General features: G+C 65.9%; 18 protein-coding genes, 2 tRNA genes and 2 pseudogenes. 17 read left to right on the top strand and 5 right to left on the bottom strand.

What is annotated here, in order from left to right; translation table 11 throughout:
* Positions 1 to 113 precede the first annotated feature (113 nt).
* Complete coding sequence (locus QZ772_RS18555) at positions 114 to 758, bottom strand: ATP-binding cassette domain-containing protein (RefSeq protein WP_295529308.1); 645 nt, start codon at positions 756 to 758, stop codon at positions 114 to 116.
* 440 nt (positions 759 to 1,198) lie between these two features.
* Here QZ772_RS18555 and rimO point away from each other — a divergent pair, with 440 nt between their 5' ends.
* Positions 1,199 to 2,572: a 30S ribosomal protein S12 methylthiotransferase RimO gene (gene rimO, locus QZ772_RS18550; protein WP_295529312.1), complete on the top strand. Its 1,374-nt coding sequence runs from the start codon at positions 1,199 to 1,201 to the stop codon at positions 2,570 to 2,572.
* Positions 2,573 to 2,663: 91 nt separating this feature from the next.
* On the opposite strand, the gene QZ772_RS18545 is transcribed toward rimO, so the two are convergent.
* Both QZ772_RS18545 and QZ772_RS18540 read right to left on the bottom strand, forming a co-directional pair.
* A tRNA-Leu gene (locus QZ772_RS18545) sits at positions 2,664 to 2,748 on the bottom strand.
* A 205-nt stretch (positions 2,749 to 2,953) separates the two neighbouring features.
* A tRNA-Leu gene (locus QZ772_RS18540) sits at positions 2,954 to 3,038 on the bottom strand.
* Positions 3,039 to 3,063: 25 nt separating this feature from the next.
* On the opposite strand from QZ772_RS18540, the pseudogene rnr reads away from it, so the two are divergent.
* Positions 3,064 to 5,397 (top strand): annotated as a pseudogene (gene rnr, locus QZ772_RS18535) (ribonuclease R); the annotation flags it as partial.
* Positions 5,398 to 5,488: 91 nt separating this feature from the next.
* The gene (locus tag QZ772_RS18530) at positions 5,489 to 6,268 is read left to right on the top strand and encodes an SDR family oxidoreductase (RefSeq protein ID WP_295529306.1); all 780 of its coding nucleotides are present in this window, start codon (positions 5,489 to 5,491) and stop codon (positions 6,266 to 6,268) included.
* Positions 6,269 to 6,291: 23 nt separating this feature from the next.
* Here the strand turns inward: QZ772_RS18530 and QZ772_RS18525 are convergent, their stop codons facing one another.
* A complete protein-coding gene (locus QZ772_RS18525) occupies positions 6,292 to 7,761 on the bottom strand; it encodes an NAD(P)H-hydrate dehydratase (protein WP_295529304.1) in 1,470 nt (489 codons plus the stop codon).
* Between the two features lie 29 nt (positions 7,762 to 7,790).
* Positions 7,791 to 9,047, bottom strand: a complete 1,257-nt coding sequence (locus QZ772_RS18520) for a D-amino acid dehydrogenase (RefSeq protein ID WP_295529302.1) — start codon at positions 9,045 to 9,047, stop codon at positions 7,791 to 7,793.
* A gap of 384 nt (positions 9,048 to 9,431) precedes the next feature.
* Here QZ772_RS18520 and rpsB point away from each other — a divergent pair, with 384 nt between their 5' ends.
* The 14 genes and pseudogenes from rpsB to QZ772_RS18450 all read left to right on the top strand — a co-directional run.
* A complete protein-coding gene (gene rpsB, locus QZ772_RS18515) occupies positions 9,432 to 10,193 on the top strand; it encodes a 30S ribosomal protein S2 (RefSeq protein WP_295529300.1) in 762 nt (253 codons plus the stop codon).
* 82 nt (positions 10,194 to 10,275) lie between these two features.
* Entirely contained in the window at positions 10,276 to 11,199 is a 924-nt protein-coding gene (gene tsf / locus QZ772_RS18510) for a translation elongation factor Ts (protein WP_295529298.1), read from the top strand.
* Between the two features lie 107 nt (positions 11,200 to 11,306).
* Positions 11,307 to 12,029: a UMP kinase gene (gene pyrH, locus QZ772_RS18505; protein ID WP_295529296.1), complete on the top strand. Its 723-nt coding sequence runs from the start codon at positions 11,307 to 11,309 to the stop codon at positions 12,027 to 12,029.
* A gap of 15 nt (positions 12,030 to 12,044) precedes the next feature.
* Positions 12,045 to 12,605, top strand: coding sequence for a ribosome recycling factor (gene frr / locus QZ772_RS18500; protein WP_295529294.1), 561 nt, complete (start codon positions 12,045 to 12,047; stop codon positions 12,603 to 12,605).
* Positions 12,606 to 12,675: 70 nt separating this feature from the next.
* Positions 12,676 to 13,416: a polyprenyl diphosphate synthase gene (gene uppS, locus QZ772_RS18495; RefSeq protein ID WP_295529292.1), complete on the top strand. Its 741-nt coding sequence runs from the start codon at positions 12,676 to 12,678 to the stop codon at positions 13,414 to 13,416.
* A gap of 12 nt (positions 13,417 to 13,428) precedes the next feature.
* Entirely contained in the window at positions 13,429 to 14,277 is an 849-nt protein-coding gene (locus QZ772_RS18490; RefSeq protein WP_295529289.1) for a phosphatidate cytidylyltransferase, read from the top strand.
* Positions 14,278 to 14,296: 19 nt separating this feature from the next.
* Positions 14,297 to 15,475 (top strand): 1-deoxy-D-xylulose-5-phosphate reductoisomerase, encoded by a 1,179-nt coding sequence (ispC, locus tag QZ772_RS18485; RefSeq protein WP_295529287.1) that lies wholly within the window; start codon positions 14,297 to 14,299, stop codon positions 15,473 to 15,475.
* A 22-nt stretch (positions 15,476 to 15,497) separates the two neighbouring features.
* A complete protein-coding gene (gene rseP, locus QZ772_RS18480; protein ID WP_295529285.1) occupies positions 15,498 to 16,874 on the top strand; it encodes an RIP metalloprotease RseP in 1,377 nt (458 codons plus the stop codon).
* Positions 16,875 to 16,917: 43 nt separating this feature from the next.
* Complete coding sequence (gene bamA, locus QZ772_RS18475; protein ID WP_295529283.1) at positions 16,918 to 19,398, top strand: outer membrane protein assembly factor BamA; 2,481 nt, start codon at positions 16,918 to 16,920, stop codon at positions 19,396 to 19,398.
* 56 nt (positions 19,399 to 19,454) lie between these two features.
* Positions 19,455 to 19,943, top strand: coding sequence for an OmpH family outer membrane protein (locus tag QZ772_RS18470; RefSeq protein ID WP_295529310.1), 489 nt, complete (start codon positions 19,455 to 19,457; stop codon positions 19,941 to 19,943).
* 10 nt (positions 19,944 to 19,953) lie between these two features.
* On the top strand, positions 19,954 to 20,940 hold the full coding sequence (gene lpxD, locus QZ772_RS18465) for a UDP-3-O-(3-hydroxymyristoyl)glucosamine N-acyltransferase (protein WP_295529281.1): 987 nt from the start codon (positions 19,954 to 19,956) through the stop codon (positions 20,938 to 20,940).
* Complete coding sequence (gene fabZ / locus QZ772_RS18460; protein WP_295529279.1) at positions 20,937 to 21,389, top strand: 3-hydroxyacyl-ACP dehydratase FabZ; 453 nt, start codon at positions 20,937 to 20,939, stop codon at positions 21,387 to 21,389. The genes lpxD and fabZ overlap by 4 nt, the downstream gene beginning before the upstream one ends.
* A 3-nt stretch (positions 21,390 to 21,392) precedes the next feature.
* Positions 21,393 to 22,181, top strand: a complete 789-nt coding sequence (lpxA, locus tag QZ772_RS18455; RefSeq protein WP_295529277.1) for an acyl-ACP--UDP-N-acetylglucosamine O-acyltransferase — start codon at positions 21,393 to 21,395, stop codon at positions 22,179 to 22,181.
* Between the two features lie 37 nt (positions 22,182 to 22,218).
* Positions 22,219 to 22,740 (top strand): annotated as a pseudogene (locus QZ772_RS18450) (lipid-A-disaccharide synthase); the annotation flags it as partial.

The raw sequence follows: 22,740 nt of genomic DNA, 5'->3' as shown, positions 1-22,740 counted from the left end.
GGCCCAGAGCATCTGCCGGTGCACGCGCAGGTGAAGCAGCAGCGACAGGGCCGCATTGACGAGCGCAAGCAGCGCAGCAAGGGCGATGTCGGTGAAATGGAGGTGGATGACGTTCATGACTTTGACACGCGACCGCCGTCGACGACGAGGGAGCGCGCTGCGACCCGGTGGGCCTGCTCGTCCGAGTGAGTCACCCAGAGGATCGCCAGCCCCTGCGTGCATTGCCCATGCAGCAGGTCCTCATAGGCCTGCGTCGACTCGGCGTCCAGCGCGGCCGTGGGCTCGTCCAGCAGCAGCACGGCAGGGTCACGGGCCAGGGAGCGCAGGAGCGCCAATCGTTGCCGTTCGCCGGTGGACAGGCGGAGAACCTCGGCGTCGAGCGATGTCTGCGGCAGGCCCAGTGCCTCGACCATCGTCGCGATACGCAAGCGCTGAGCGGCGTCGAAATGCTCACCCACCGTGGGGGCCCACCAGGCCGGCTCCGCCGACTGGTAGATGACCCGCTGGCGCCACTGTGGCCCGCTGAACTGCTCCCGTGGCTGGCCGTCCAGCTCGACCGTGCCGCCGTTCGAGGGATCGAGGTCGGCGATCAGACGCAGAATTACCGACTTGCCGGAGCCGGAGCGCCCTCTGATCGCGACACATTCGCCGCGATCGAGCTGGAATGCGTGGGGGCCAGAGCGTGGCGATTGAAGATTTCGGACCACTAGCCGGGGTGGGATTGCCTGCATTCGCTGCGCGCTCGCTTCGAGATGCACGACATGGTAAGGCGGCACAGGCCAGGACCTCGGCACCTCGGTGTCGGGCTGTTGAGGGCAGGGGCGCTGTACCGGGCGTTTCTAGCCATGGCGGTGCGATGGGGTTCCGGCATCTACAATCCGGCCCCTTTGGGCCGTGGCCCCGATGGGCTCGAACCGGGAGAGCCGGCCGGGCCTGCCGCCAAGGCCGGAGAGCCAGTCGCATCTTCAAGACTCAACGGGGGCCGAGACACCCTGGCGTGCCCGATCTGAAGTGCCGCAGACGGCCGGCCGACAGCCCTTGATCTTGCAGCGCAGCCCTTGGCTCGCTGCAGCCCGTGTGCTGCGGCCCAGCGCTCCGCATCGGCCACATGGCGCTCTGTGCCCGTTCCTTTGGCTGACTGCGGGTCCGACAACCCGCGTTTAGCCCCATACCAGTTCTGACCATGAATGTCCCAACGATGACCGACGAGCCGAAGCGCGCACCCAGCGTGGGCTTCATCTCTCTCGGCTGCCCCAAGGCGCTGACCGATTCCGAGCTGATCCTCACCCAGCTGAGCGCCGAGGGCTACCAGACCTCCAAGACCTTCCAGGGCGCCGATCTGGTGATCGTCAACACCTGCGGCTTCATCGACGATGCGGTCAAGGAAAGCCTGGACACCATCGGCGAGGCGCTGGCCGAGAACGGCCGTGTGATCGTCACCGGCTGCCTGGGCGCCAAGAGCGGCGACGGCGGCGGCAACCTGGTGCGCGAGCTGCATCCCGCCGTGTTGGCGGTGACGGGGCCCCATGCCACGCAGGAGGTGATGGACGCGGTCCACGCCAACCTGCCCAAGCCGCACGACCCCTTCATCGATCTGATCCCGCCCGCCGGCATCAAGCTCACGCCCCGCCACTATGCGTACCTGAAGATCAGCGAAGGCTGCAACCACCGCTGCACCTTCTGCATCATCCCGTCGATGCGCGGCGATCTGGTGTCACGGCCCATCGGTGATGTGCTCAAGGAAGCTAAGGCGCTGTTCGAAGGCGGCGTCAAGGAGTTGCTGGTCATCAGCCAGGACACCTCCGCCTATGGCGTGGACATCAAATACCGCACCGGCTTCTGGGACGGCAAGCCGGTGCGAACGCGCATGCTCGACCTGGTCGCTGCGCTGGGGGATATCGCCGAGCCGTATGGCGCCTGGGTGCGTCTGCATTACGTCTACCCGTACCCGAGCGTGGACGAGGTCATTCCACTGATGGCCCAAGGTCGCGTACTGCCTTACCTGGATGTGCCGCTGCAGCACAGCCACCCCGACGTGCTGCGACGCATGAAGCGCCCGGCCAGCGGCGAGAAGAACCTGGAGCGTATCGCGCGCTGGCGCGAGATGTGCCCGGAGTTGGTCATCCGCAGCACGTTCATCGCCGGTTTCCCGGGTGAGACGGAGGAGGAGTTCGAGCATCTGCTGGACTTCGTGCGTGTCGCCGGGATCGACCGTGCCGGCTGCTTTGCTTACAGCCCCGTGGATGGCGCCGCCGCCAACGAACTGCCCGGCATGCTGCCCGAGGCCGAGCGCGAGGCACGTCGTTCGCGCTTCATGGAAGTGGCCGAGGCCGTGTCGGCCGAACGTCTGCGGCGTCGCGTGGGCGCGACCATGCAGGTGCTGGTCGATTCGGCGCCAGGCCTTGGGCGCAAGGGTGGGGTGGGCCGCAGCTACGCCGACGCGCCCGAGATCGACGGCGTGGTGCGACTGCTGCCGCCGGAGAAGATCAGCAAGACGATGAAGGTGGGCGAGTTCACCAAGGCACGCATTGTGGCGGCAGAGGGGCACGATCTGGTGGCGCTCCCGATCTGAGCGGGAGCGAAGGGGGCCTCACCGTCCCCATGCCCACGCATCACGCGCAAAAACAAAAAGGCCATCCGAAGATGGCCTTTTTGCTGTGTCTTGGTGCCCAGGAGAGGACTCGAACCTCCACGATGTTACTCGCTAGTACCTGAAACTAGTGCGTCTACCAATTCCGCCACCTGGGCTCAATATCCGTCGCTTTCGCGAGGAACATATCCGTTTCAGGAAAGCCTGCGATCATATCATCGATCAGGTGCGTTGTGCAACTGACTGCCGAAAAATCTTTGCTGCCTGATTCCTGCAGGCGGTCGGCGGGGAGCCTGAGCGCCTGCGGAGCAGCAATGGCTCGCACAAATGAAAAAGCCGCCGGGGTTGCCGGCGGCTTTTTGTTGGTGCCCAGGAGAGGACTCGAACCTCCACGATGTTACTCGCTAGTACCTGAAACTAGTGCGTCTACCAATTCCGCCACCTGGGCCAATTTCTGTCGTACTCTAGAGGGGTTAACGTCAAAAATTTGTATGCGTTTCAGGAAAGAAGGAGATCATATCAAAAATCCCGCAGTTGCCAACCCCTTGTTGGAAGAGTTCGAAGGAACGGTGCAAGGTCATCGTGATGGTCATGGTTTCGTGCAACGCGACGACGGGGAAGCCGATGTGTATCTGCCGCCCAACGAGATGCGGGCGGTGCTCCACAAGGACCGGGTCAAGGCGCGCATCGTGCGCACCGACCGGCGGGGCCGTCCGGAAGGACGGGTGGTCGAGATCGTGGAACGTCCGGCGCAGCCCATCATCGGGCGGCTGCTGAACGAAGGGGGCGTCTGGCTGGTGGCGCCGGAAGACAAGCGCTACGGCCAGGATGTGCTGATTCCTAAAGGTGCCACCGGTACCGCCAAGACGGGGCAGGTGGTTGTGGTGCAGCTGACTGAGCCGCCGGCCCTGTTCGGCCAGCCCGTGGGCCGCGTGGCCGAAGTGCTGGGCGAGATTGACGATCCCGGCATGGAGATCGAGATCGCAGTGCGCAAGTATGGCGTGCCGCATGTGTTCTCCGAGGCGTGTCTTGCCGAAGCCAAGGCGCTTCCCGACAAGGTGCGGCCCACCGACCGCCGCCACCGCATCGATCTGCGCGACATCCCGTTATGCACCATCGACGGCGAAGACGCGCGCGACTTCGACGACGCCGTCTACTGCGAGCCCATGAAGATGGGCCGCGGCAAATCCGCCAAGTCGGGCTGGCGCCTGCTGGTTGCGATTGCCGACGTCAGCGCGTACGTGAAGACCGGCTCGCCCATCGACATCGATGCCTACGACCGCGCCACCAGCGTGTACTTTCCGCGGCGTGTGATCCCGATGCTGCCGGAGAAGCTGTCGAACGGCCTGTGCTCGCTCAACCCGGATGTTGACCGCTTGTGCATGGTGTGCGACATGGTGATCACGGCCGATGGCGAGATCGAGGCCTACCAGTTCTACCCGGCCGTGATGCACAGCCACGCCCGCTTCACCTACACCGAGGTGGCGGCGATCCTGGCCAACACGCGTGGACCCGAGGCGGCGCGACGCAAGGAGCGCGTGCAGGACCTGCTCAACCTGGCGGATGTGTATCGCGCCCTGCTGGCGCAGCGCAGCAAGCGCGGCGCCGTGGACTTCGAGACGACCGAGACGCAGATCGTCTGCGACGAATCGGGCCGCATCGAGAAGATCGTGCCGCGCACGCGCAATGAGGCCCACCGCCTGATCGAGGAGGCCATGCTGGCTGCCAACGTCTGCAGCGCCGACTTCATCGCACAGAGCAAGCACCCGGGCCTGTTCCGCGTGCACGAGGGCCCGACGCCCGAAAAGAAAGAGATCCTGCGCAACTATCTGCGGGCCATGGGCGTGGGCATGTCGATCACCGACGAGCCGCATCCCTCCGAATTCCAGGCCATCGCCGAGGCGACCAAGGGCCGGCCCGATTCGCAACAGATCCACACCATGCTGCTGCGCTCGATGCAGCAGGCGATCTACACACCCATCAACAGCGGCCACTTCGGCCTGGCCTACGACGCGTACACGCATTTCACCAGCCCGATCCGCCGTTACCCGGACCTGCTGGTGCACCGCGTGATCAAGGCGATCCTCGGTGGCTCGCGCTACCAGTTGCCGGTGCTGCCCACGCCGGGCGAAGCCCATGCCAAGCTGGCCAAGCGGCTCGCCTCGCGCGTGAAGGCGCCGACGCAGGCGCCGGTCAAGTTGCCGGCCGCGCAGACCAAGGAGACGCAGGCCTGGCAGGCTGCCGGCCTGCACTGCAGTGCCAACGAGCGCCGCGCCGACGAAGCGAGCCGCGACGTCGAGGCCTGGCTCAAGTGCAAGTACATGCGCGAGCATCTGGGCGAGGAATTCGGCGGCGTGGTCACGGCGGCCACCACCTTCGGCATCTTCGTCACGCTCGACGCGATGTATGTCGAGGGCCTGGTGCACATCACCGAACTGGGGGGCGAGTACTTCAAGTTCGACGAGGCACGGCAGGAATTGCGCGGCGAGCGCACGGGCATCCGCTACTCGATCGGCACGCGCGTCCGGGTGCAAGTGAGCCGTGTGGACCTCGACGGGCGCAAGATCGACTTCCGACTCGTGCGCGAGGGGGAGGATCTCACCGCCCGCGTCATGCGCGACAAGGGCATGACGCCGCAGGGTGTGCCGGTCAAGGCGTCCGAGAAGCGGCAGTCGCGGCAACGCGCTGCTTCTACGTCGGCGCGCCGCGACGGCAACCTGCCGGCTTCGCCGATCCAAGCCCTCAAGTCGGCCGTCAAGAAGGCGGCCGGCAAGATCAAGAAGAAGCGCCGCCCGCCGCGTCCTTGAGCTTTTTTCCTTCATCCCGAGACTTCACCTCAAAGACCGCCGGCGTCTGCTTCGCTGCCCGCGATGCGGCCGGCGGCCAAGGCTTCCTTCCATGACCGACAAGCGTTCCCATCCCGCGACCCGCGCGCCGCGCATCGCGATTGTCACTGGCGCCGGCTCCGGCATCGGCCGCGCCGCCTCCCTGGCCTTGCTGGCGGACGGCTGGAGCGTCGTGCTCGCAGGCCGCCGTCCCGAGCCGCTGGAGGCCGTGGCCGACGAGTCGGGCGCGGGCGAGCGCGTCTTCGCCGTTCCGACCGACGTGACCCGGCCCGAATCGGTGGATGCGCTCTTTGCGGCCACGCTGCAGCGTTACGGCCGCGTCGACCTGCTCTTCAACAATGCCGGCGTGAGCAACCCGCCCGGTCCTTTCGAGGACTGGACGCCCGAGCAGTGGAAGGGTGTCGTCGACATCAACCTCAACGGCATGTTCTATTGCCTGCAGCGCGCCTTCCGCGTCATGCGCGACCAGTCGCCGCGCGGTGGGCGCATCATCAACAACGGCTCCATCTCGGCCCACACGCCGCGGCCGAACTCCATGGCCTACACGGCCACCAAGCACGCGGTGGCCGGTCTGACTAAGACGGCTGCGCTGGATGGGCGCAAGTACGACATCGCGGTGGGGCAGGTCGACGTGGGCAATGCGCTGACGGAGATGGCCGCCAAGTTTCTGCGTGGCGTACCGCAGGCCAATGGCGAGATCGCCGTCGAGCCGACGATGGACGTCGACGTGGTGGGCCAGTCCGTGCTCTACATGGCCAACCTGCCGTTGGAAGCGAACGTGCTCTTCCACACGGTGATGGCCACCAAGATGCCTTTCGTCGGCCGCGGCTGAGGGCGAGGGCGGGGGCGAGGAGCTCAGGCCGGCGGCGCCAGCCCGATGCCGGCGTGACGTGCCAGTTGCGTGGCGCTGAAGGGACGGTCCGCCGGCCAGCCGTCCGCTGCCGCCCCGTGCCACCACACCGCGTGGCTGGCCGCCTGATGGGCGTCGAGCCCGGAGGCCAGTGCCGCGCCCACCATGCCGGCAAGCACATCGCCGGTGCCGCCCGTGGCCAAGCGGGCATTGCCGGTCGGGTTGATGCTGGGAGTTCGCCCTGGACTTGCAATGACCGAGCCGGATCCTTTGAGCACGACGGTGCAGCGCAGATCGTGCGCAAGGTGGCGGGCCGCTGCCAGCCGGTCTGCCTGCACCGTGGCGGTGTCGCTTCCCAGCAGCCGGGCCGCTTCCAGCGGGTGGGGTGTGACGACCGTCGGGCGACAGGCGTCCGCGCGATCCCGCAGGAGCGCGCGCAAGCGACTCTCGCGCGCAACGGCGTTGAGGCCGTCCGCGTCGAGCACCAACAATTTTGCGTGGGCAAGTACCTCGGGCAGGCGTTCTTCCACGGCGGTGCCGCCGCCGCAGCCGCAGACCACGGTCATAAGCGCAAGGTCCAGTGAGTCCGGCGGGCGCTGCATGAGCGCGTAGTCGGCGGCGGGCGTGGGCGCCCCCTCGTCCAGCAGGCCGACGAAGACGCGGCCCGCGCCGCCATGGAGTGCCGCAGTGGCTGCAAGCCACGCGGCCCCCGTCATGCCAGGGGCGCCGCCGATGATCGCGACGTCGCCGAAGCTTCCCTTGTGGCTGGCGTGGGGCCGCACGGCCAGTGTGGGGCTGCCGGGCAGTTGGGTGTCGGGCACCACGACCGTCGTATCGGCACCCAGATCGTCGAACCAGAGCGTGCCGGCCAGGTCGCGGCCCTGGGCCGTGAACAGTCCGGGTTTGAGCGTGAGCAGGCTCAGGCAGTGGCGCTGAGCACGGCTCGGGTGCCTGAGATCGATGGGGCATTGCCCGGTGTCCGCGTTCAGGCCGCTGGGCAGATCCACCGCCAGAATAGGCACGGCAGATGCCTGCATTCGGTGCAGGTGGGCAAGCATCCGGCCGGCGGGCGCACGCGTGGCGCCCAGGCCCAGCAGGGCGTCGACGGCAAGGTCGAAGTGCAGTGGGGCGTCGGCCAAGATGGGGATGCCGGCCGCCTGCAGGCGGGCGAAGGCGTCCGCGGCATCGGGAGGCAGTTGCCCAGTGTCGCCATCGAAGGTGATCGCCACCGGCCGGTGGCATCTGGCCAGTTCCAGGGCTGCCTCGAACCCATCGCCGCCGTTGTTGCCGGGGCCACAGGCGATCCAGATGCATCGCGCATGGGGAGCCAAAGCCATGGCCAGTCGAGCCGTCGCCGCGCCTGCCCGTCGCATGAGGGTGTGCGGCGGCAAGCTGGCGGCGGCGACTTGCTCGATGTGCCGCGAGGCGGCAATGCCGTGCAGCGGATGGGGAAGGGCGAGGTCCAGGCGATGCATGCTGCGAGCATGCCTGAACCTGCGGCGGTTCAGCGCCGCAGCAGGCGTTCCACGCCCAGGCCCTCGATGTCCACCTCTGGTTCGCGGTGAGCCACCAAGTCCGCGAGAACGCGCGCGCTGCCGCAGGACAGGGCCCATCCGCTGGAGCCGTGACCCAGGTTCAGCCACACACCCGGCACGCCGCTCGGGCCGATGATCGGGGGGCCGTCGGGCAGCATCGGCCGAGCGCCTTTCCATTGCTGCATGCCGGCGCTCAGGTTGACACCGCCCGGGAACCAGTCCTGCAGAACCTTGTACAAGGTCCGTACCGCGGCGGGATGGATGCGTCCCGGTTCTCCGCCGAGCTCCGCGCCGCCTGCGACCCGCACCCGTTGGCCGTGGCGGGAGATGGCCACTTTGAAGCGCTCATCCATGACGGCGCTGCGCGGTGCGTTCAGCGGCTCCCGGATCGGTGCGCTGATCGAATGGCCATACACCGGGGTGAGGGGCAGATGAAGCCCGAGCGGTGCCAGCAGTGGCACCGCGCCCAGCCCGGCGCAGACGATCACCGCGTCGAACTGCACTGATTCGGACCCGGCCGCCAGGCTGAGCGAGCGCGGATGGGCGGCCGACAGAGGCGCGATGTCGCAGCCGAAATAGAACTGCGCCCCCAGCGCCTCTGCCTCGCGCTTGAGCAGCAGCGCAAACTGCCGGCAGTTGCCCACCTCGTCGTGGGGCAGGTAGATGGCGCCGGCCAGCGCCGTGCCGACCGCCAGGCCCGGCTCGATCAGGCGGGCCGCATCGGCATCCACCAGTTCGAAGGCGGCGCCGGCCTGCCGCAGCACATCCAGTCCTGGCTGGACGAGCTTTTGTTCGCGGGCGCCTCGCAGCAGGACCAAGTAGCCGTCGCTGCGCTCATAGGCCAGCTCGCGCCCTTCCACGATCCCGTGCAGGCGCTGGCGGCTGTAGAAGGCCAGGCGTTGCATGCGTCCACGGTTGGCCAGGTAGGTTTCCAGCCGGCAAGCCCTTTGCCAAGCGCGCATGAAGCTCAGGTCGCTGCGGCGCAGCGGCCAGCGCAACTTGACGGCGCCGTGGCCCGACAGCAGTGAGCGCAGAACCTTCATGCGCATGCCAGGAGCGGCCCAAGGCGTGACGTAGCCCGGGGCCACCACGCCGGCATTGGCAAAGCTCGATTCCTCCGCGGCCGCCTGGCGGCGTTCGAAGACGGCGACTTCGTGACCGTCGCAGGCCAGTTCCCAGGCAGTGGTGACGCCGATGATGCCGGCGCCCACGATGGCGATTTTCATTGGAGAGCAAAGGAGGGCAGGGCATGCCCGCGCGGGAGGCGATGCGCGGAGCATAGTTCAGGTAACGTTTGTGAACGTCTGTTGGCGGACGTTGTTCGAATGCGATCTGCGCTCTCCGCAGGCCTTCGGCTGCTTGACGAGGCCCGCGCGCCCATGGAGCTGAGGTTCCCGAGAGTCCGACCGCCTCGCGTGATACACTCCCGCGGTTTCGTCGGTCCGGACAGCGCAGATGCGTGATGGGCCACCGGCACGGCAGCATCCTGCCGAATGCCGTTCCGACGGAATTCATCCGCGAACCAGCCCACTCAAGGTGTTCGCCGCCCGGCCTCTGCGCCGGGCGCGATATGCGGGCTGGATTCAAGACCCAACCTTTGGAGAATTGCAATGTCCACCACCATGCGTGAGATGCTGGAAGCCGGCGTCCACTTCGGTCACCAGACCCGTTTCTGGAATCCCAAGATGGCTCCGTTCATCTTCGGCCACCGGAACAAGATCCACATCATCAACCTGGAAAAGTCGCTGCCGCTGTTCCAGGACGCGCAGAAGTACGCCAAGCAGCTGGCTGCCAACCGCGGCACCATCCTGTTTGTCGGCACCAAGCGCCAGGCCCGTGAAATCGTCTCCGACGAAGCCCGTCGTGCCGGCATGCCCTATGTCGAGACCCGCTGGCTCGGCGGCATGCTGACCAACTTCAAGACGGTCAAGACCTCCATCAAGCGCCTCAAGGACATGAAGGCCCAGCAGGAAGCCGGCCTCGACGGCATGTCCAAGAAGGAACAGCTGACCTTCACCCGCGAAATCGAGAAGCTCGAAAAGGACATCGGCGGCATCCAGGACATGACCGCCCTGCCGGACGCCATCTTCGTGATAGACGTCGGCTTCCACAAGATCGCCGTGTCCGAGGCCCGCAAGCTGGGCATTCCGCTGATCGGCGTGGTCGACTCGAACCACTCGCCCGAAGGCATCGATTACGTGATCCCCGGCAACGACGACTCCTCCAAGGCCGTCGCCCTGTACGCCCGTGGTATCGCCGATGCTGTCATCGAAGGCCGCAACAATGCCGTCAATGACGTGGTCAAGGCCGTCGCCGAAGGCGAGGGCGACGAATACGTCGAAGTCGAAGACAACGCTTCCGCCTCGGCCTGATTTCCAAGGCGGTCCGGAGAAGGGGCTTCGTGGCCCCTTTTTCGTTCCTCTGGCTACTGAAAACGATCTACGGAGTTAAGACATGGCAGCAATTACCGCAAGCATGGTCGCCGAGCTGCGCGCCAAGACCGATGCCCCCATGATGGAGTGCAAGAAGGCCCTGACCGAGGCCGAGGGCAACATGGAAAAGGCCGAAGAGCTGCTGCGCGTCAAGCTGGGCAGCAAGGCCGGCAAGGCCGCCGCCCGCATCACCGCCGAAGGCGTGGTCGCTGCGAGCATTGAAGGCACCGTCGGTGCGCTGGTCGAAGTCAACAGCGAAACCGACTTCGTGAGCAAGAACGACAGCTTCATCGCCATGGCGCAGGCTGCGGCGCAACTGGTCGCCAAGCACAACCCGGCCGACGTGGCCGCCCTGGGCGCCCTCGAGTACAGCCAGGACGGCTTCGGCCCCACGCTGGAAGACGTGCGCAAGGGCCTGATCGGCAAGATCGGCGAGAACATGTCGATCCGCCGCTTCAAGCGCTTCGACGGCGGCGCCAAGGTGGCCTCCTATCTCCACGGCACCCGCATCGGCGTGGTCGTCGAGTACGAAGGTGACGACACTGCTGCCAAGGACGTCGCCATGCATGTGGCCGCCATGAAGCCGGTCGCCCTTTCTTCCAGCGATGTGCCTGCCGAGCTGATCGAGAAGGAACGCGCCGTGGCCGCCGGCAAGGCCGAGGAAGACCGCAAGGCCGCTGAAGCCGCCGGCAAGAAGCCGCAGCCCGAGGACATCGTGGCCAAGCGCATCGAAGGCGGCGTGCAGAAGTACCTCAAGGAGGTTTCGCTGTTCAATCAGGCCTTCGTCAAGAACGACAAGCAGACCGTCGAGCAGATGCTCAAGGAAAAGGCCACGACCGTGAAGGGCTTCACCCTCTACGTCGTCGGCGAAGGCATCGAGAAGAAGGTCGACGACTTCGCCGCCGAGGTCGCTGCACAGGTCGCTGCCGCCAAGGCCGGCGCCTGATCTTCCGCGCAGGCGGTGGCGTGCCCTGTAACGGGGCGTGCCACCGCTTTTTTCTTGCGGCTCACCACGTACACTCCCCCCGCTTCAACATTCTGTTCCCATTGCCTATGCGAGACGCCTCTCCCGCCCACAAGCGTATTCTTCTCAAGCTGTCGGGTGAGGCGCTCATGGGCGACGACGCCTTCGGCATCAACCGCGCGACCATCGTGCGCATGGTCGAAGAGGTGGCTGAAGTGGTGCGTCTGGGCGTGGAGGTGGCGGTGGTCATCGGCGGCGGCAACATCTTCCGCGGCGTCGCGGGTGGTGCGGTGGGCATGGACCGCGCGACGGCCGACTACATGGGCATGCTGGCCACGGTGATGAACTCGCTGGCCCTGGCCGACGCCATGAACAAGCAGGGCCTGACCGCACGCGTCATGTCGGCCATCGCCATCGACCAGGTGGTGGAGCCGTACGTGCGTCCCAAGGCGCTGCAGTACCTCGAAGAGGGTAAGGTGGTCGTGTTCGCCGCCGGCACCGGCAACCCCTTCTTCACCACCGACACCGCCGCCGCATTGCGGGGTGCCGAAGTGGGCGCCGAACTGGTGCTCAAGGCCACCAAGGTCGATGGCGTGTACAGCGCCGATCCCAAGAAGGATCCCTCGGCCCAGCGCTATTCGTCGCTGTCCTTTGACGAGGCCATCTCCCAGAACCTCGGCATCATGGACGCGACCGCCTTCGCGCTGTGCCGGGATCAGAAACTGCCCATCAAGGTCTTCTCCATCTTCAAGGCCGGCGCGCTCAAGCGCGTGGTGCTCGGCGAGGATGAAGGCACGCTGGTGCACGTCTGACAACGAGAACACATCATGACCATTGCCGATATTCGCAGCGGTACCGAAGCCAAGATGAAGCAGACGCTGACGGCGCTGCAAGGCCATCTCGCCAAGATCCGCACGGGCCGCGCCAATCCGGCGCTGCTGGAAAGCATCCATGTGGAGTACTACGGCTCACAGGTGCCGCTGTCGCAGGTGGCGAACGTGTCGCTGCTCGATGCCCGCACCATCAGCGTCCAGCCTTGGGAAAAGAACATGGGCGCCAAGATCGAGAAGGCCATTCGCGAGAGCGACCTCGGCCTGAACCCTGCCAGCATGGGTGATCTGATCCGCGTGCCGATGCCGCCCATGAGCGAGGAGCGTCGCAAGGAGATGACCAAACTGGCGCGCTACGAGGGTGAGAACGCCAAGGTGGCCACGCGCAATCTTCGCCGCGACGCCAACGAGGCGGTGAAGAAGCTGGTCAAGGACAAGGCGGCGTCGGAAGACGATCAGAAGCGCGCCGAGGCCGAGATCCAGAAGATGACCGACCGCTACATCTCGGAGATCGACAAGCTGGTGGCGGCCAAGGAAGCCGACATCCTGGCCGTCTGAGGCCCGCTCTGTCGCGCCGCCCATTTTGCGTGTCTTTTCCGGAACGCCGGAGCCAGGAGCCGACCCGTCCATGACTGCCCAACGTGTGCCGCGCCATGTCGCCATCGTGATGGACGGCAACGGCCGCTGGGCAACGCGCCGGTTCCTTCCTCGGGTGGCCGGGCACCGTCAAGGCGTTGAATCGCTGCGCCGCTGCGTTCGCGCCTGCGCAGACCGCGGCATCGAAGTGCTGACCGTGTTCGCGTTCTCTTCGGAGAACTGGAATCGCCCCAAGGACGAGGTCTCGGGGCTGATGGATCTGCTGCTGCTCGTGTTGCAGCGCGAGGTGCCGCGCTTGGCCGCGGATGGCGTGCAGCTGCACTTCGTGGGTGACCGCAGCGCCTTGTCCGCCCGGCTCGTGTCGGGCTTGTCCAAGGCCGAGGCCGATACCGCCCAGAACACACGGTTGGTGCTGAACATCTGCTTCAACTACGGTGGGCGCTGGGATGTGGCCCAGGCGGCGGCGCAACTGGCGCGGCGCGGAGAGGCCATCACGGAAGAAAGTCTCAACCAGGCCATGGCGCTGGCGCACAGTCCCGATCCTGATCTGGTGATTCGCACTGGCGGCGAGCAGCGGCTGTCCAATTTCCTGCTCTGGCAGAGCGCCTATTCCGAGCTGTACTTCACCGACTGTCTGTGGCCGGAGTTCGACGAGGCTGCGCTCGACCTCGCGATCGAGGCTTTTTGCGGCCGTGAGCGGCGTTTCGGCAAGACATCCGAACAGCTGGTGCCCGGCGTTCAGCAACAGCCGCTGCAAAGTCAGGTCGCCTGAGCGGCCGTCACCATGCTGAAGCAGCGCATCATCACTGCCTTGGTCCTGCTGGCTGTCCTGCTGCCGGCATTGTTCTACCCATCGCCCGAACCCTTCGCCTGCGTCATGCTGGTGCTGGTGGCCGCGGCGGGCTGGGAATGGGGCCGTCTGAACGGATACCGCCAGGGCGTCGCACTGCTGCTGGGTGCGGAGATGGTCCTGCTTTGTGCGTTGTCGTGGTGGCTCGGGCTCCTGTCGCGGCCCCTGCCTCTTCTGTGGACGGTGGCTGGCGCCGCCTGGGTGCTGGGCGGTGCCGCCCTGCTGAAGCTGGCGGTGCCTGGATGGCCGCACATTCCGAAGGCCGTCCGGGTGGTTGGCGGTCTTTTGGCTCTGTGGGCGGCCTGGCTCGCTGCCGTGCAGGCGCGAACCGTGGGCATCAACTTCCTGCTGTCCGTCCTGGTGCTGGTCTGGGTGGCCGACGTGTTCGCATATTTCGCGGGCCGGGCCTTCGGCCTTCGGTTCACCCACCGCAAGCTCGCGCCGGCCATCAGCCCGGGCAAGAGCTGGGAGGGGGTCTGGGGTGGCGTCGTCGGCGTGATCGTGCTGGCGGCTTGCTGGGTCTGGGCGGACCGGGCGGCGGCGGCGGCCGTTCCGAGTCTGTACAGCCATCTGGCGGCGCGCGGCTGGTGGCTGCTGCTGCTGGGCGTGGTGTTCCTTGCCGCGATGAGCGTGGTGGGCGATCTGGTGGAATCGCTCATCAAGCGCAGTGCGGGCGCCAAAGACAGCAGCGGACTGCTGCCCGGCCACGGCGGGGTGCTCGACCGCATCGACGCGCTGCTACCGACGCTTCCGCTGGCGATGATGCTGTCGTCCCTGGCCTGACCTTTTTCAAGAGACTTCGTTGAGACAACGCGTGACGATCCTCGGGGCGACCGGCTCCGTGGGAACCAGTACCCTGGATGTGATGGCGCGCCATCCCGCGCGCTATGAGGTCTTCGCCCTCACCGCGGCCACTCGCGTCGAGGAACTGGCGGCGCAGTGTGTGCGCTTCCGGCCCCGGTTTGCCGTGATGGCCGACGAGCAGGCTGCGCGCGAGTTGGTGTCGCGCCTGGAGGGTACCAAGGTGCCGACCCGCGTTCTGAGCGGCCCCGCGGCACTGGAAGAGGTGGCGTCCCATCCCGATGTCGACGCCGTGATGGCGGCGATCGTCGGAGCGGCCGGCCTGGCGCCGTGCCTAGCGGCAGCGGCGGCCGGCAAGCGCCTGCTTCTCGCCAACAAGGAGGCCTTGGTGGTCGGCGGCGACCTGTTCATGGAGACGGTGCGCCGCGGCGGCGCCACATTGCTTCCCATCGACAGCGAACACTCGGCGATCTTCCAGTGCCTGCCGGAAGATCCGGCCCGCTGGCCCGAACGGGTCGAGCGCCTGATCCTGACCGCGTCAGGGGGGCCTTTCCGGGATCGCGATCCGTCGACCCTGGCGGACGTGACGCCGGAGCAGGCCTGTGCGCATCCCAACTGGGTCATGGGTCGAAAGATCTCGGTGGATTCCGCCACGATGATGAACAAGGCGTTGGAGGTGATCGAGGCCCGACACCTGTTCGGGCTGCCGCCTTCGCGCATCGCGGTGACGCTCCATCCGCAGAGCGTCATCCACTCCATGGTCGAGTTCATCGACGGCTCCGTACTGGCCCAACTCGGCACGCCCGACATGCGCGTGCCGATTGCCTGCGGCCTGGCGTGGCCCGAACGGGTGGCAAGCGGCTCGCAGCGCATCGATTTCCGCCAACTGGCGTCGCTGACCTTCGAGGAAGCCGACGAGCGGCGCTTTCCGGGGCTGAAGCTGGCCTGGCAGGTACTGGAGGCCGCACCCGGCACGCCGGCGGTGCTCAATGCAGCGAACGAGGTCGCTGTGGCGGCCTTCCTGGATGGGCGGCTGCGGTTCGACAGGATTCACGCAGTCAATGTCGAAACTTTGGATCGCGTACAGCCGTCCAAGGCGCAGTCCCTGGCCGACCTGCTGGATCTCGATGCGCGATCCCGGCGCATCGCCGAAATGGTCGTTGGCCAGATGCCCTCCTGAACGAACGCTCCGTCTGCCCGCCATGCTCACCCTCGTTGCCTTCGTCGTCGCGCTGGGGCTGCTGATCGCCGTCCATGAATACGGGCACTATCGCGTGGCCGTGGCCTGCAATGTGCGCGTCATCCGTTTCTCCATCGGTTTCGGTCCCGCCTTGTTGCGGTGGAAGCCGCGCCGGCAGCGTCCGGGCCAGGACACGGAGTTCGTCGTTGGCGCGTTGCCGCTGGGCGGATACGTGCGCATGCTCGACGAGCGCGAAGCACCCGTGGCGGCCGACGAGCGTCATCGGGCCTTCAACACGCAATCCTTGAAGTCCCGCGCAGCGATCGTGGCCGCCGGTCCTCTGGCCAACCTGCTGCTGGCCGTGCTTCTTTACGCGGTGGTGGGATGGATCGGCGTCCAGGAGCCTGCGGCCGTGATCGGCAAGCCCGCCGAGGCATCCATTGCCGTCCAGGCCGGGCTGCAAGGCGGCGAGCGGGTGCTGCGGGTGGGCGATGACGGGGCCGACTCGTTCACGCCGATCTCCTCGTTCGAGGATCTTCGGTGGCAAGCCACGCGAGCAGCCCTGGACGGACGCGACCTCCGGCTCGAGATCGAAGGCGCGACGGGGCGCGGAACACGCGAGGTGGTGTTGCCGCTGAGCAGCATTGGGGCGAAAGATGCCGATCCGCAGATGTTCGCTAGGATCGGCCTGGCCGCGCCGTTCACCCGCCCGGTCATCGGTGATGTCATGGCCGATGGCGCGGCGAGCCGGTCCGGCCTGAAGGCGGGAGACCAGGTCCTGTCGGTCGGCAACACGACGGTGATCGATGGCCAGCATTTGCGCGAACTCATCCGTCGCTCGGTCGATGGGCGAGAAGGCCGCGCGCAAACTTGGCACATCGAGCGCGACGGTCGGATGCTGACGCTGGAGGTGCGGCCCGATGTACGCGACGAGTCCGGCGCCCCCATCGGGCGCATCGGGGCCTATGTCGGCGCTGCTCCAGAAATGGTGATGGTGCGCCAGGGGCCCCTGGATGGCATCGTCAAGGGCGTGCAGCGCACCTGGGAGGTGTCGACCCTCACGCTCAAGATGATGGGCAAGATGGTGATCGGGGAAGCGTCGATCAAGAACATCAGCGGGCCTCTCACCATCGCCGACTACGCGGGCAAATCCGCAAGTCTGGGGCTGACCCAATACCTTGTCTTCCTGGCCCTGATCAGTGTGAGTCTGGGGGTGCTGAACCTGCTGCCGCTGCCCGTCCTCGATGGGGGACACCTGATGTATTATCTTTGGGAGGGCCTGACCGGCAGGGGCGTCTCCGAAGCCTGGATGGAACGTCTGCAGCGCGGGGGAGTCGCGCTGCTGCTGGTGATGATGTCGATTGCACTCTTCAACGACGTGAATCGTCTCTTTGGTTAACCTTCTGCCGGTCCCCTGGCGGCGCCGGCCTTCTTCTTCACACATGAACCAACAGATCAGTCGCTTTCGCCTGCGCAGCGTGGCAGCCGTGCTCACCAGTGCGCTGGCCGCGACGGCCGCATGGGCCATTGAGCCGTTCACCGTCCGGGATATCCGAATCGAGGGCCTGCAGCGTGTCGAGCCCGGCACCGTGTTCGCCTCCATGCCGCTGCGCGTCGGCGAAACCTACACCGATGACCGTGGCTCCGCGGCCATTCGTGCGCTGTTCGACCTGGGTCTGTTCAAGGACGTGCGGATCGACGTGAACGGCAACGTGGTCGTGGTGATCGTCGAAGAACGCCCCACCATCGCCGACGTCGACTTCGTCGGTGCCAAGGAGTTCGACAAGGAAGCGCTGAAGAAGGCGCTGCGCGAGGTCGGTCTCACCGACGGACGTCCTTTCGACAAGGCGCTGGCGGATCGCGCCGAGCAGGAACTCAAGCGTCAGTACATCTCCCGCAGCCTCTACAACGCCGAGGTGGTAACCACGGTAACGCCCATCGAGCGCAATCGGGTCAACCTCACGTTCACGGTCACCGAAGGGGCACCGGCCCGCATCCGCGATATCCGGATCGTCGGTGCCAACGCCTTCAGCGAGTCCACGCTGCTGGGGCTCTTCGATCAGGACACGGGCGGCTGGCTGTCGTGGTACACCAAGTCGAACCAGTACTCGCGCACCAAGCTCAACGCCGACCTCGAGACGCTGAAGCAGTATTACCTCACGCGCGGCTACATGGAGTTCCGCGTCGACTCCACGCAAGTGGCGATCTCGCCCAACCGCCAGGATCTGTCGATCACCGTCAACATCCACGAAGGTCCGAAGTACGTGGTGTCAGGTGTGCGCCTCGATGGCAACTACCTGGGGCGCGACGATGAGTTCAAGTCGCTGATCACCATCAAGCCCGGCGAGGCGTACAACGGCGACGAAGTCACTGAAACCACGAAGGCTTTCAACGACTACTTCGCCAGCTTTGGCTACGCCTTTGCGCGTGTGCAGGCCAAGCCGGAGATCGACCGTCAGAACAACCGTGTCGCATTGGTGCTCCAGGCCGATCCCTCGCGCCGCGTCTATGTGCGCCGGATCAACGTGTCGGGCAACAACAAGACACGTGACGAGGTCATCCGTCGCGAGTTCCGCCAGTTTGAGGCGTCCTGGTACGACGGAGACCGCATCAAGCTGTCGCGCGAACGGGTGGACCGCCTGGGCTACTTCACCGAAGTCAACGTCGACACGCAGGAGGTGCCGGGTTCGCCCGACCAGGTCGACCTGACCTACAACGTGGTCGAGAAGCCGACCGGCTCGTTGCAACTGGGCGCAGGCTTTTCCAGTTCGGACAAGATCTCGCTGAATTTCGGTATCACACAGGAGAACGTCTTCGGCTCGGGCAATTACCTCGGCCTGAACGTCAACACGAGCAAGTACAACCGCACGATCTCGCTGACCACGACCGATCCGTACTTCACCCAGGACGGCATCTCGCGCACGATCAGTCTGTTCCACCAGACCACGCGCCCGTACTACAGCACGGACGGCGACTATTCGCTGGTGGCGGAAGGCGGAGCGATCCGCTTCGGCGTGCCCTTCAGCGAGGTGGACACGGTATTCTTCGGTGCTGGGCTTGAGCGCTATCGCTTCAAGCCTGGCGATGTGCCGGATTATTCGTTGTTGGCTCTGGTCAACCCGACGCTCGCCAATTACTACCGCGAGCTCTACGGCAAGTCGATCCCGCAGGCCTATCTGGACTACTTCCGCTGCGGCTTCAAATACGGCGCAAACGGCTACGCCACATCGCTCGACTGCAATCGCGATGCCGTCTGGGGCGTTCCGCTTACCGTGGGCTGGGCGCGCGATAGCCGAGACAGTGCGCTTGTGCCGACCAAGGGTAGGGTCCAGCGTGCAAATCTCGAGTTCGGCGTGGGTGGCGACTTCAGCTACGGCAAGACCAGCTATCAGTTTCAACAGTACGTTCCGCTGTCGAAGCAGTACACGCTGGCTTTCAACGCGGAGCTGGGCTATGCCAAGGCGTTCGGCGGCAAGGATTACCCGATCTTCAAGAACTTCTATGCTGGCGGCCTGGGTTCCATCCGTGGCTTCGAGCAGAACTCGCTGGGTCCGCGTGACACCGTGACCACGGCCGCGCTGGGCGGCACGCGCAAGGCGGTGTTCAACATCGAGCTGAGCACCCCGTTCCCGGGCGCTGGCAACGATCGCACGCTGCGCCTGTATACCTTCCTCGACGCAGGCAACGTGTTTGCCGACCGCCGCGTGGGTCAGACGGACGAGCAGTGGAAAGCGCAGCAGCGCATCCGCGCCTCCTTCGGTCTTGGCATCAGCTGGATCTCTCCGCTGGGCCCGCTGCGCATTGCCTATGCGGTGCCTATCCGGCAGCAGAAGGAAGTGCCGGATCCCAACAATCCCCTCGTCCCGCTGGTGCCGGCCGACCGCACGCAGCGCGTCCAGTTCCAGATCGGGACGGCATTCTGAGTCAGTCAATGAAGAAGATGTATTCGTGGCCCGCGGCCGCGCTGTTCGCAGGCCTGATGTTGACAGGCGTTTCATATGCGCAGGACGCCTTCCGGTTCGGGGTGGTCAATCCTGACCGCGTGATGCGCGAAGCGCCGGCGGCCAAGGCCGCTCAGACACGTCTCGAACAGGAGTTCCTGAAGCGCGAAAAGGACCTCAAGGATCAGGAGGCGGCGCTCAAGGCGGCCTCCGACAAGCTGGAGCGTGACGCCCCGACGCTCTCCGAGACGCAGCGCACCCAGCGACAGCGGCAGTTGGTCGATCAGGATCGGGACTTCCAGCGCAAGCGCCGGGAGTTTCAGGAGGACCTGAACCTGCGTCGCAGCGAGGAACTGCAGAAGGTGTACGAGAGCGCTCAGCGCGCTATCAAGCAGGTCGCTGAAGCCGAGAAGTACGACGTGATCCTCCAGGACGCCGTCTACGTCAATCCCAAGCACGACATCACCGACAAGGTGATCAAGGCCCTGAATGCCGCCTCGCCGGCGTCCACCGGCACCAGCAAGTGATCGCTCTGCCGTGAGCCTGCAACTGGGTGAGATCGTCGCCGCGCTTGGCGGCGAGTTGCTTGGCGATGCGGCAATGATGGTGGAGCGTCTGGCGCCCTTGGCGGCGGCCGGTCCGACCAGCGTCAGCTTTTTGAGTCACCCACGCTACCGCAAGGACCTCTTGGCTTCCCGGGCCGGATGCGTCATCGTTGCGCCGGCCATGCGTGACGAGGCGGCGGCGCGCGGCGCATGCGTCGTCGTCGACGACCCCTACCTCTATTTCGCACGCTTGACGCAGCTGTGGAAGGCCCGGCATGGGTCGGCGCAGCCCGCGGGCATCCATCCGTCGGCGGTCGTCGACGCCAGCGCCGACGTGCACCCGACGGCCTCGGTAGGCCCCTTGTGCGTTGTCGAGCGCGGTGCGCGCATCGGGGCGGGCACCGTGCTCAAGTCCCGTGTCACGGTGAGCGAGGATTGCGTCATCGGTGATCGCTGCCTCCTTCACCCTGGGGTGGTCATCGGCGCAGATGGCTTTGGACTGGCGCCTCATCAGGGTGCTTGGGTCAAGATCGAGCAACTCGGTGCAGTTCGCATCGGCAATGACGTCGAAATCGGCGCCAACACCTGCATCGACCGCGGCGCGCTGGAAGACACGGTGCTGGAAGACGGTGTCAAGCTCGACAACCTGATCCAGATCGGCCACAACGTGCGTGTCGGCCGCAACACGGCCATGGCCGGCTGCGTGGGCGTCGCAGGCAGTGCCGACATCGGGGCGCAGTGCACCATCGGCGGTGGAGCGGTGGTTCTGGGCCACCTCCAATTGGTCGATGGTGTCCATGTCTCGGCGGCCACCGTAGTCACCCGATCCATCCTCAAGCCTGGGCAGTACACTGGCGTGTTTCCCATCGATGACAACGCAGCCTGGGAGCGCAACGCCGCCACGCTGCGTCATCTGCACCAGCTGCGAGAGCGCCTGCGCGCGCTCGAGAAGCAAGCCGCCGCCGGCCTGACACCATGACGAACACGCTCGACATCCACCAGATCCTCAAGCTCCTGCCCCACCGCTACCCCTTCCTGCTGGTCGACCGGGTGCTGGACATGGAGAAGGGCAAGCGCATCACGGCCCTGAAGAACGTGACGATGAACGAGCCGTTCTTCAACGGCCATTTCCCGCACCGTCCCGTGATGCCCGGCGTGCTAATGCTGGAGGCGATGGCGCAGGCCGCCGCGCTGCTTTCCTTTCGCTCGCTGGACATCGTGCCGGACGACAACACGGTCTACTACTTCGCCGCCATCGATGGCGCGCGTTTCAAGCGGCCTGTGGAGCCGGGTGATCAACTCACGCTCGAGGTCGAGATCGACCGAATGAAGGCGGGCATTTCCAAGTTCCGCGGACGTGCCAAGGTAGGTCAAGAACTCGCCTGTGAGGCCGAGCTGATGTGCGCCATGCGTCGCATCGAGGCTTGAAGCATGTCCCAGATCCATCCGACCGCCATCGTCGACGCTGGCGCCGAGCTGGACACGGCGGTCAGCGTGGGGCCTTATGCGGTCATCGGCCCGAAGGTTCGCATTGGCGCAGGCACTTCGGTCGGACCGCATTGCGTGATCGAAGGCCGCACGACCATCGGTCGAGACAACCGCATCTTCCAGTTTGCATCCCTCGGGGCGGTTCCCCAGGACAAGAAGTACGCCGGTGAAGACACCGCCCTGGAGATCGGCGACCGCAACACGATCCGCGAGTTCTGCACCTTCAACCTCGGCGTCCCGGGCGCGGGGGGCGTCACGCGCGTGGGCCATGACAACTGGATCATGGCCTACAGCCACATCGCGCACGACTGCCGCGTGGGAAGCCACACCACACTGTCGAACAACACCACGCTGGCCGGACATGTCGAGCTGGGCGACTGGGTGACGGTCGGCGGCCTCGTCGGCATCCACCAGTTCGTGAAGGTGGGCGCGCATGCGATGGTCGGTTTCGCGACCGCGGTGTCGCAGGATGTTCCGCCGTTCATGCTGGTCGACGGCAACCCCATGGGCGTACGAGGCTTCAATATCGTCGGTCTGAAGCGCCGCAATTTCTCTGCGGCGCGCCTTGCTGCCATCAAGCAGATGCACCGCTTTCTGTATCGCCAGGGCCGGACGCTGGACGATGCGCGCGGGGCCATCGATGCGCTCGCCGCAGATATGCCCGAGGCCGCGGGCGACGTGCAGCTGATGAGCGCCTTCCTTGCTGGCAGCACGCGCGGCATTGCGCGCTGACATGGCGGGGGCGGGCGTGTCGTCGCGCCAGTTCGCGATGGTCGCGGGCGAGGCATCGGGTGACCTTCTGGCAGGTTTGCTCATCGATGGGCTCAAGCCCCGATGGCCGGAGGCTGAGCTGGTCGGCATTGGTGGGCCGCAGATGCTGGCCCGCGGATTTCAGAGCTGGTGGCCGCAGGAGAAGCTGGCCGTGCGCGGCTACATCGAGGTGCTGCGCCACTATGCAGAGATCGCAGGCATTCGCCGGCAACTGCGTGCACGCCTGCTTCGCGAGTGGCCCCAGTTGTTCATCGGCGTCGATGCCCCCGATTTCAATCTCGACCTCGAGGCTGCTTTGCGAGGGCGTGGCATTCGCACCGTTCACTTTGTCTGTCCGTCCATCTGGGCCTGGCGCTCGGATCGCATCGAGAAGATCCGGGCGGCTGCCGACCATGTGCTGTGCATCTTTCCCTTCGAACCTGCGTTGCTGGCGGAGCAGGGCGTCTCGGCCAGCTATGTCGGGCATCCGCTGGCGAATGTGATTCCGATGCATGTCGACCCGCTCGGCGCGCGCCGCGCG

It is taken from the genome of uncultured Pseudacidovorax sp. (assembly GCF_913773995.1).
In the GTDB taxonomy this organism is placed as follows: domain Bacteria; phylum Pseudomonadota; class Gammaproteobacteria; order Burkholderiales; family Burkholderiaceae_C; genus Xenophilus.
This window is presented reverse-complemented; position numbering and strand designations above follow the sequence as displayed.

What these genes read in the sequence shown, in the direction of transcription:
- frr (WP_295529294.1), top strand. Translation starts at nt 12,045, where the DNA reads ATGACCATTGCCGATATTCGCAGCGGTACCGAAGCCAAGATGAAGCAG.
- fabZ (WP_295529279.1), top strand. Translation starts at nt 20,937, where the DNA reads ATGACGAACACGCTCGACATCCACCAGATCCTCAAGCTCCTGCCCCAC.
- lpxA (WP_295529277.1), top strand. Translation starts at nt 21,393, where the DNA reads ATGTCCCAGATCCATCCGACCGCCATCGTCGACGCTGGCGCCGAGCTG.
- QZ772_RS18520 (WP_295529302.1), bottom strand. Translation starts at nt 9,047, where the DNA reads ATGAAAATCGCCATCGTGGGCGCCGGCATCATCGGCGTCACCACTGCC.
- rpsB (WP_295529300.1), top strand. Translation starts at nt 9,432, where the DNA reads ATGTCCACCACCATGCGTGAGATGCTGGAAGCCGGCGTCCACTTCGGT.
- tsf (WP_295529298.1), top strand. Translation starts at nt 10,276, where the DNA reads ATGGCAGCAATTACCGCAAGCATGGTCGCCGAGCTGCGCGCCAAGACC.
- uppS (WP_295529292.1), top strand. Translation starts at nt 12,676, where the DNA reads ATGACTGCCCAACGTGTGCCGCGCCATGTCGCCATCGTGATGGACGGC.
- QZ772_RS18525 (WP_295529304.1), bottom strand. Translation starts at nt 7,761, where the DNA reads ATGCATCGCCTGGACCTCGCCCTTCCCCATCCGCTGCACGGCATTGCC.
- bamA (WP_295529283.1), top strand. Translation starts at nt 16,918, where the DNA reads ATGAACCAACAGATCAGTCGCTTTCGCCTGCGCAGCGTGGCAGCCGTG.
- pyrH (WP_295529296.1), top strand. Translation starts at nt 11,307, where the DNA reads ATGCGAGACGCCTCTCCCGCCCACAAGCGTATTCTTCTCAAGCTGTCG.
- QZ772_RS18470 (WP_295529310.1), top strand. Translation starts at nt 19,455, where the DNA reads ATGTTGACAGGCGTTTCATATGCGCAGGACGCCTTCCGGTTCGGGGTG.
- rseP (WP_295529285.1), top strand. Translation starts at nt 15,498, where the DNA reads ATGCTCACCCTCGTTGCCTTCGTCGTCGCGCTGGGGCTGCTGATCGCC.
- QZ772_RS18490 (WP_295529289.1), top strand. Translation starts at nt 13,429, where the DNA reads ATGCTGAAGCAGCGCATCATCACTGCCTTGGTCCTGCTGGCTGTCCTG.
- QZ772_RS18530 (WP_295529306.1), top strand. Translation starts at nt 5,489, where the DNA reads ATGACCGACAAGCGTTCCCATCCCGCGACCCGCGCGCCGCGCATCGCG.
- rimO (WP_295529312.1), top strand. Translation starts at nt 1,199, where the DNA reads ATGACCGACGAGCCGAAGCGCGCACCCAGCGTGGGCTTCATCTCTCTC.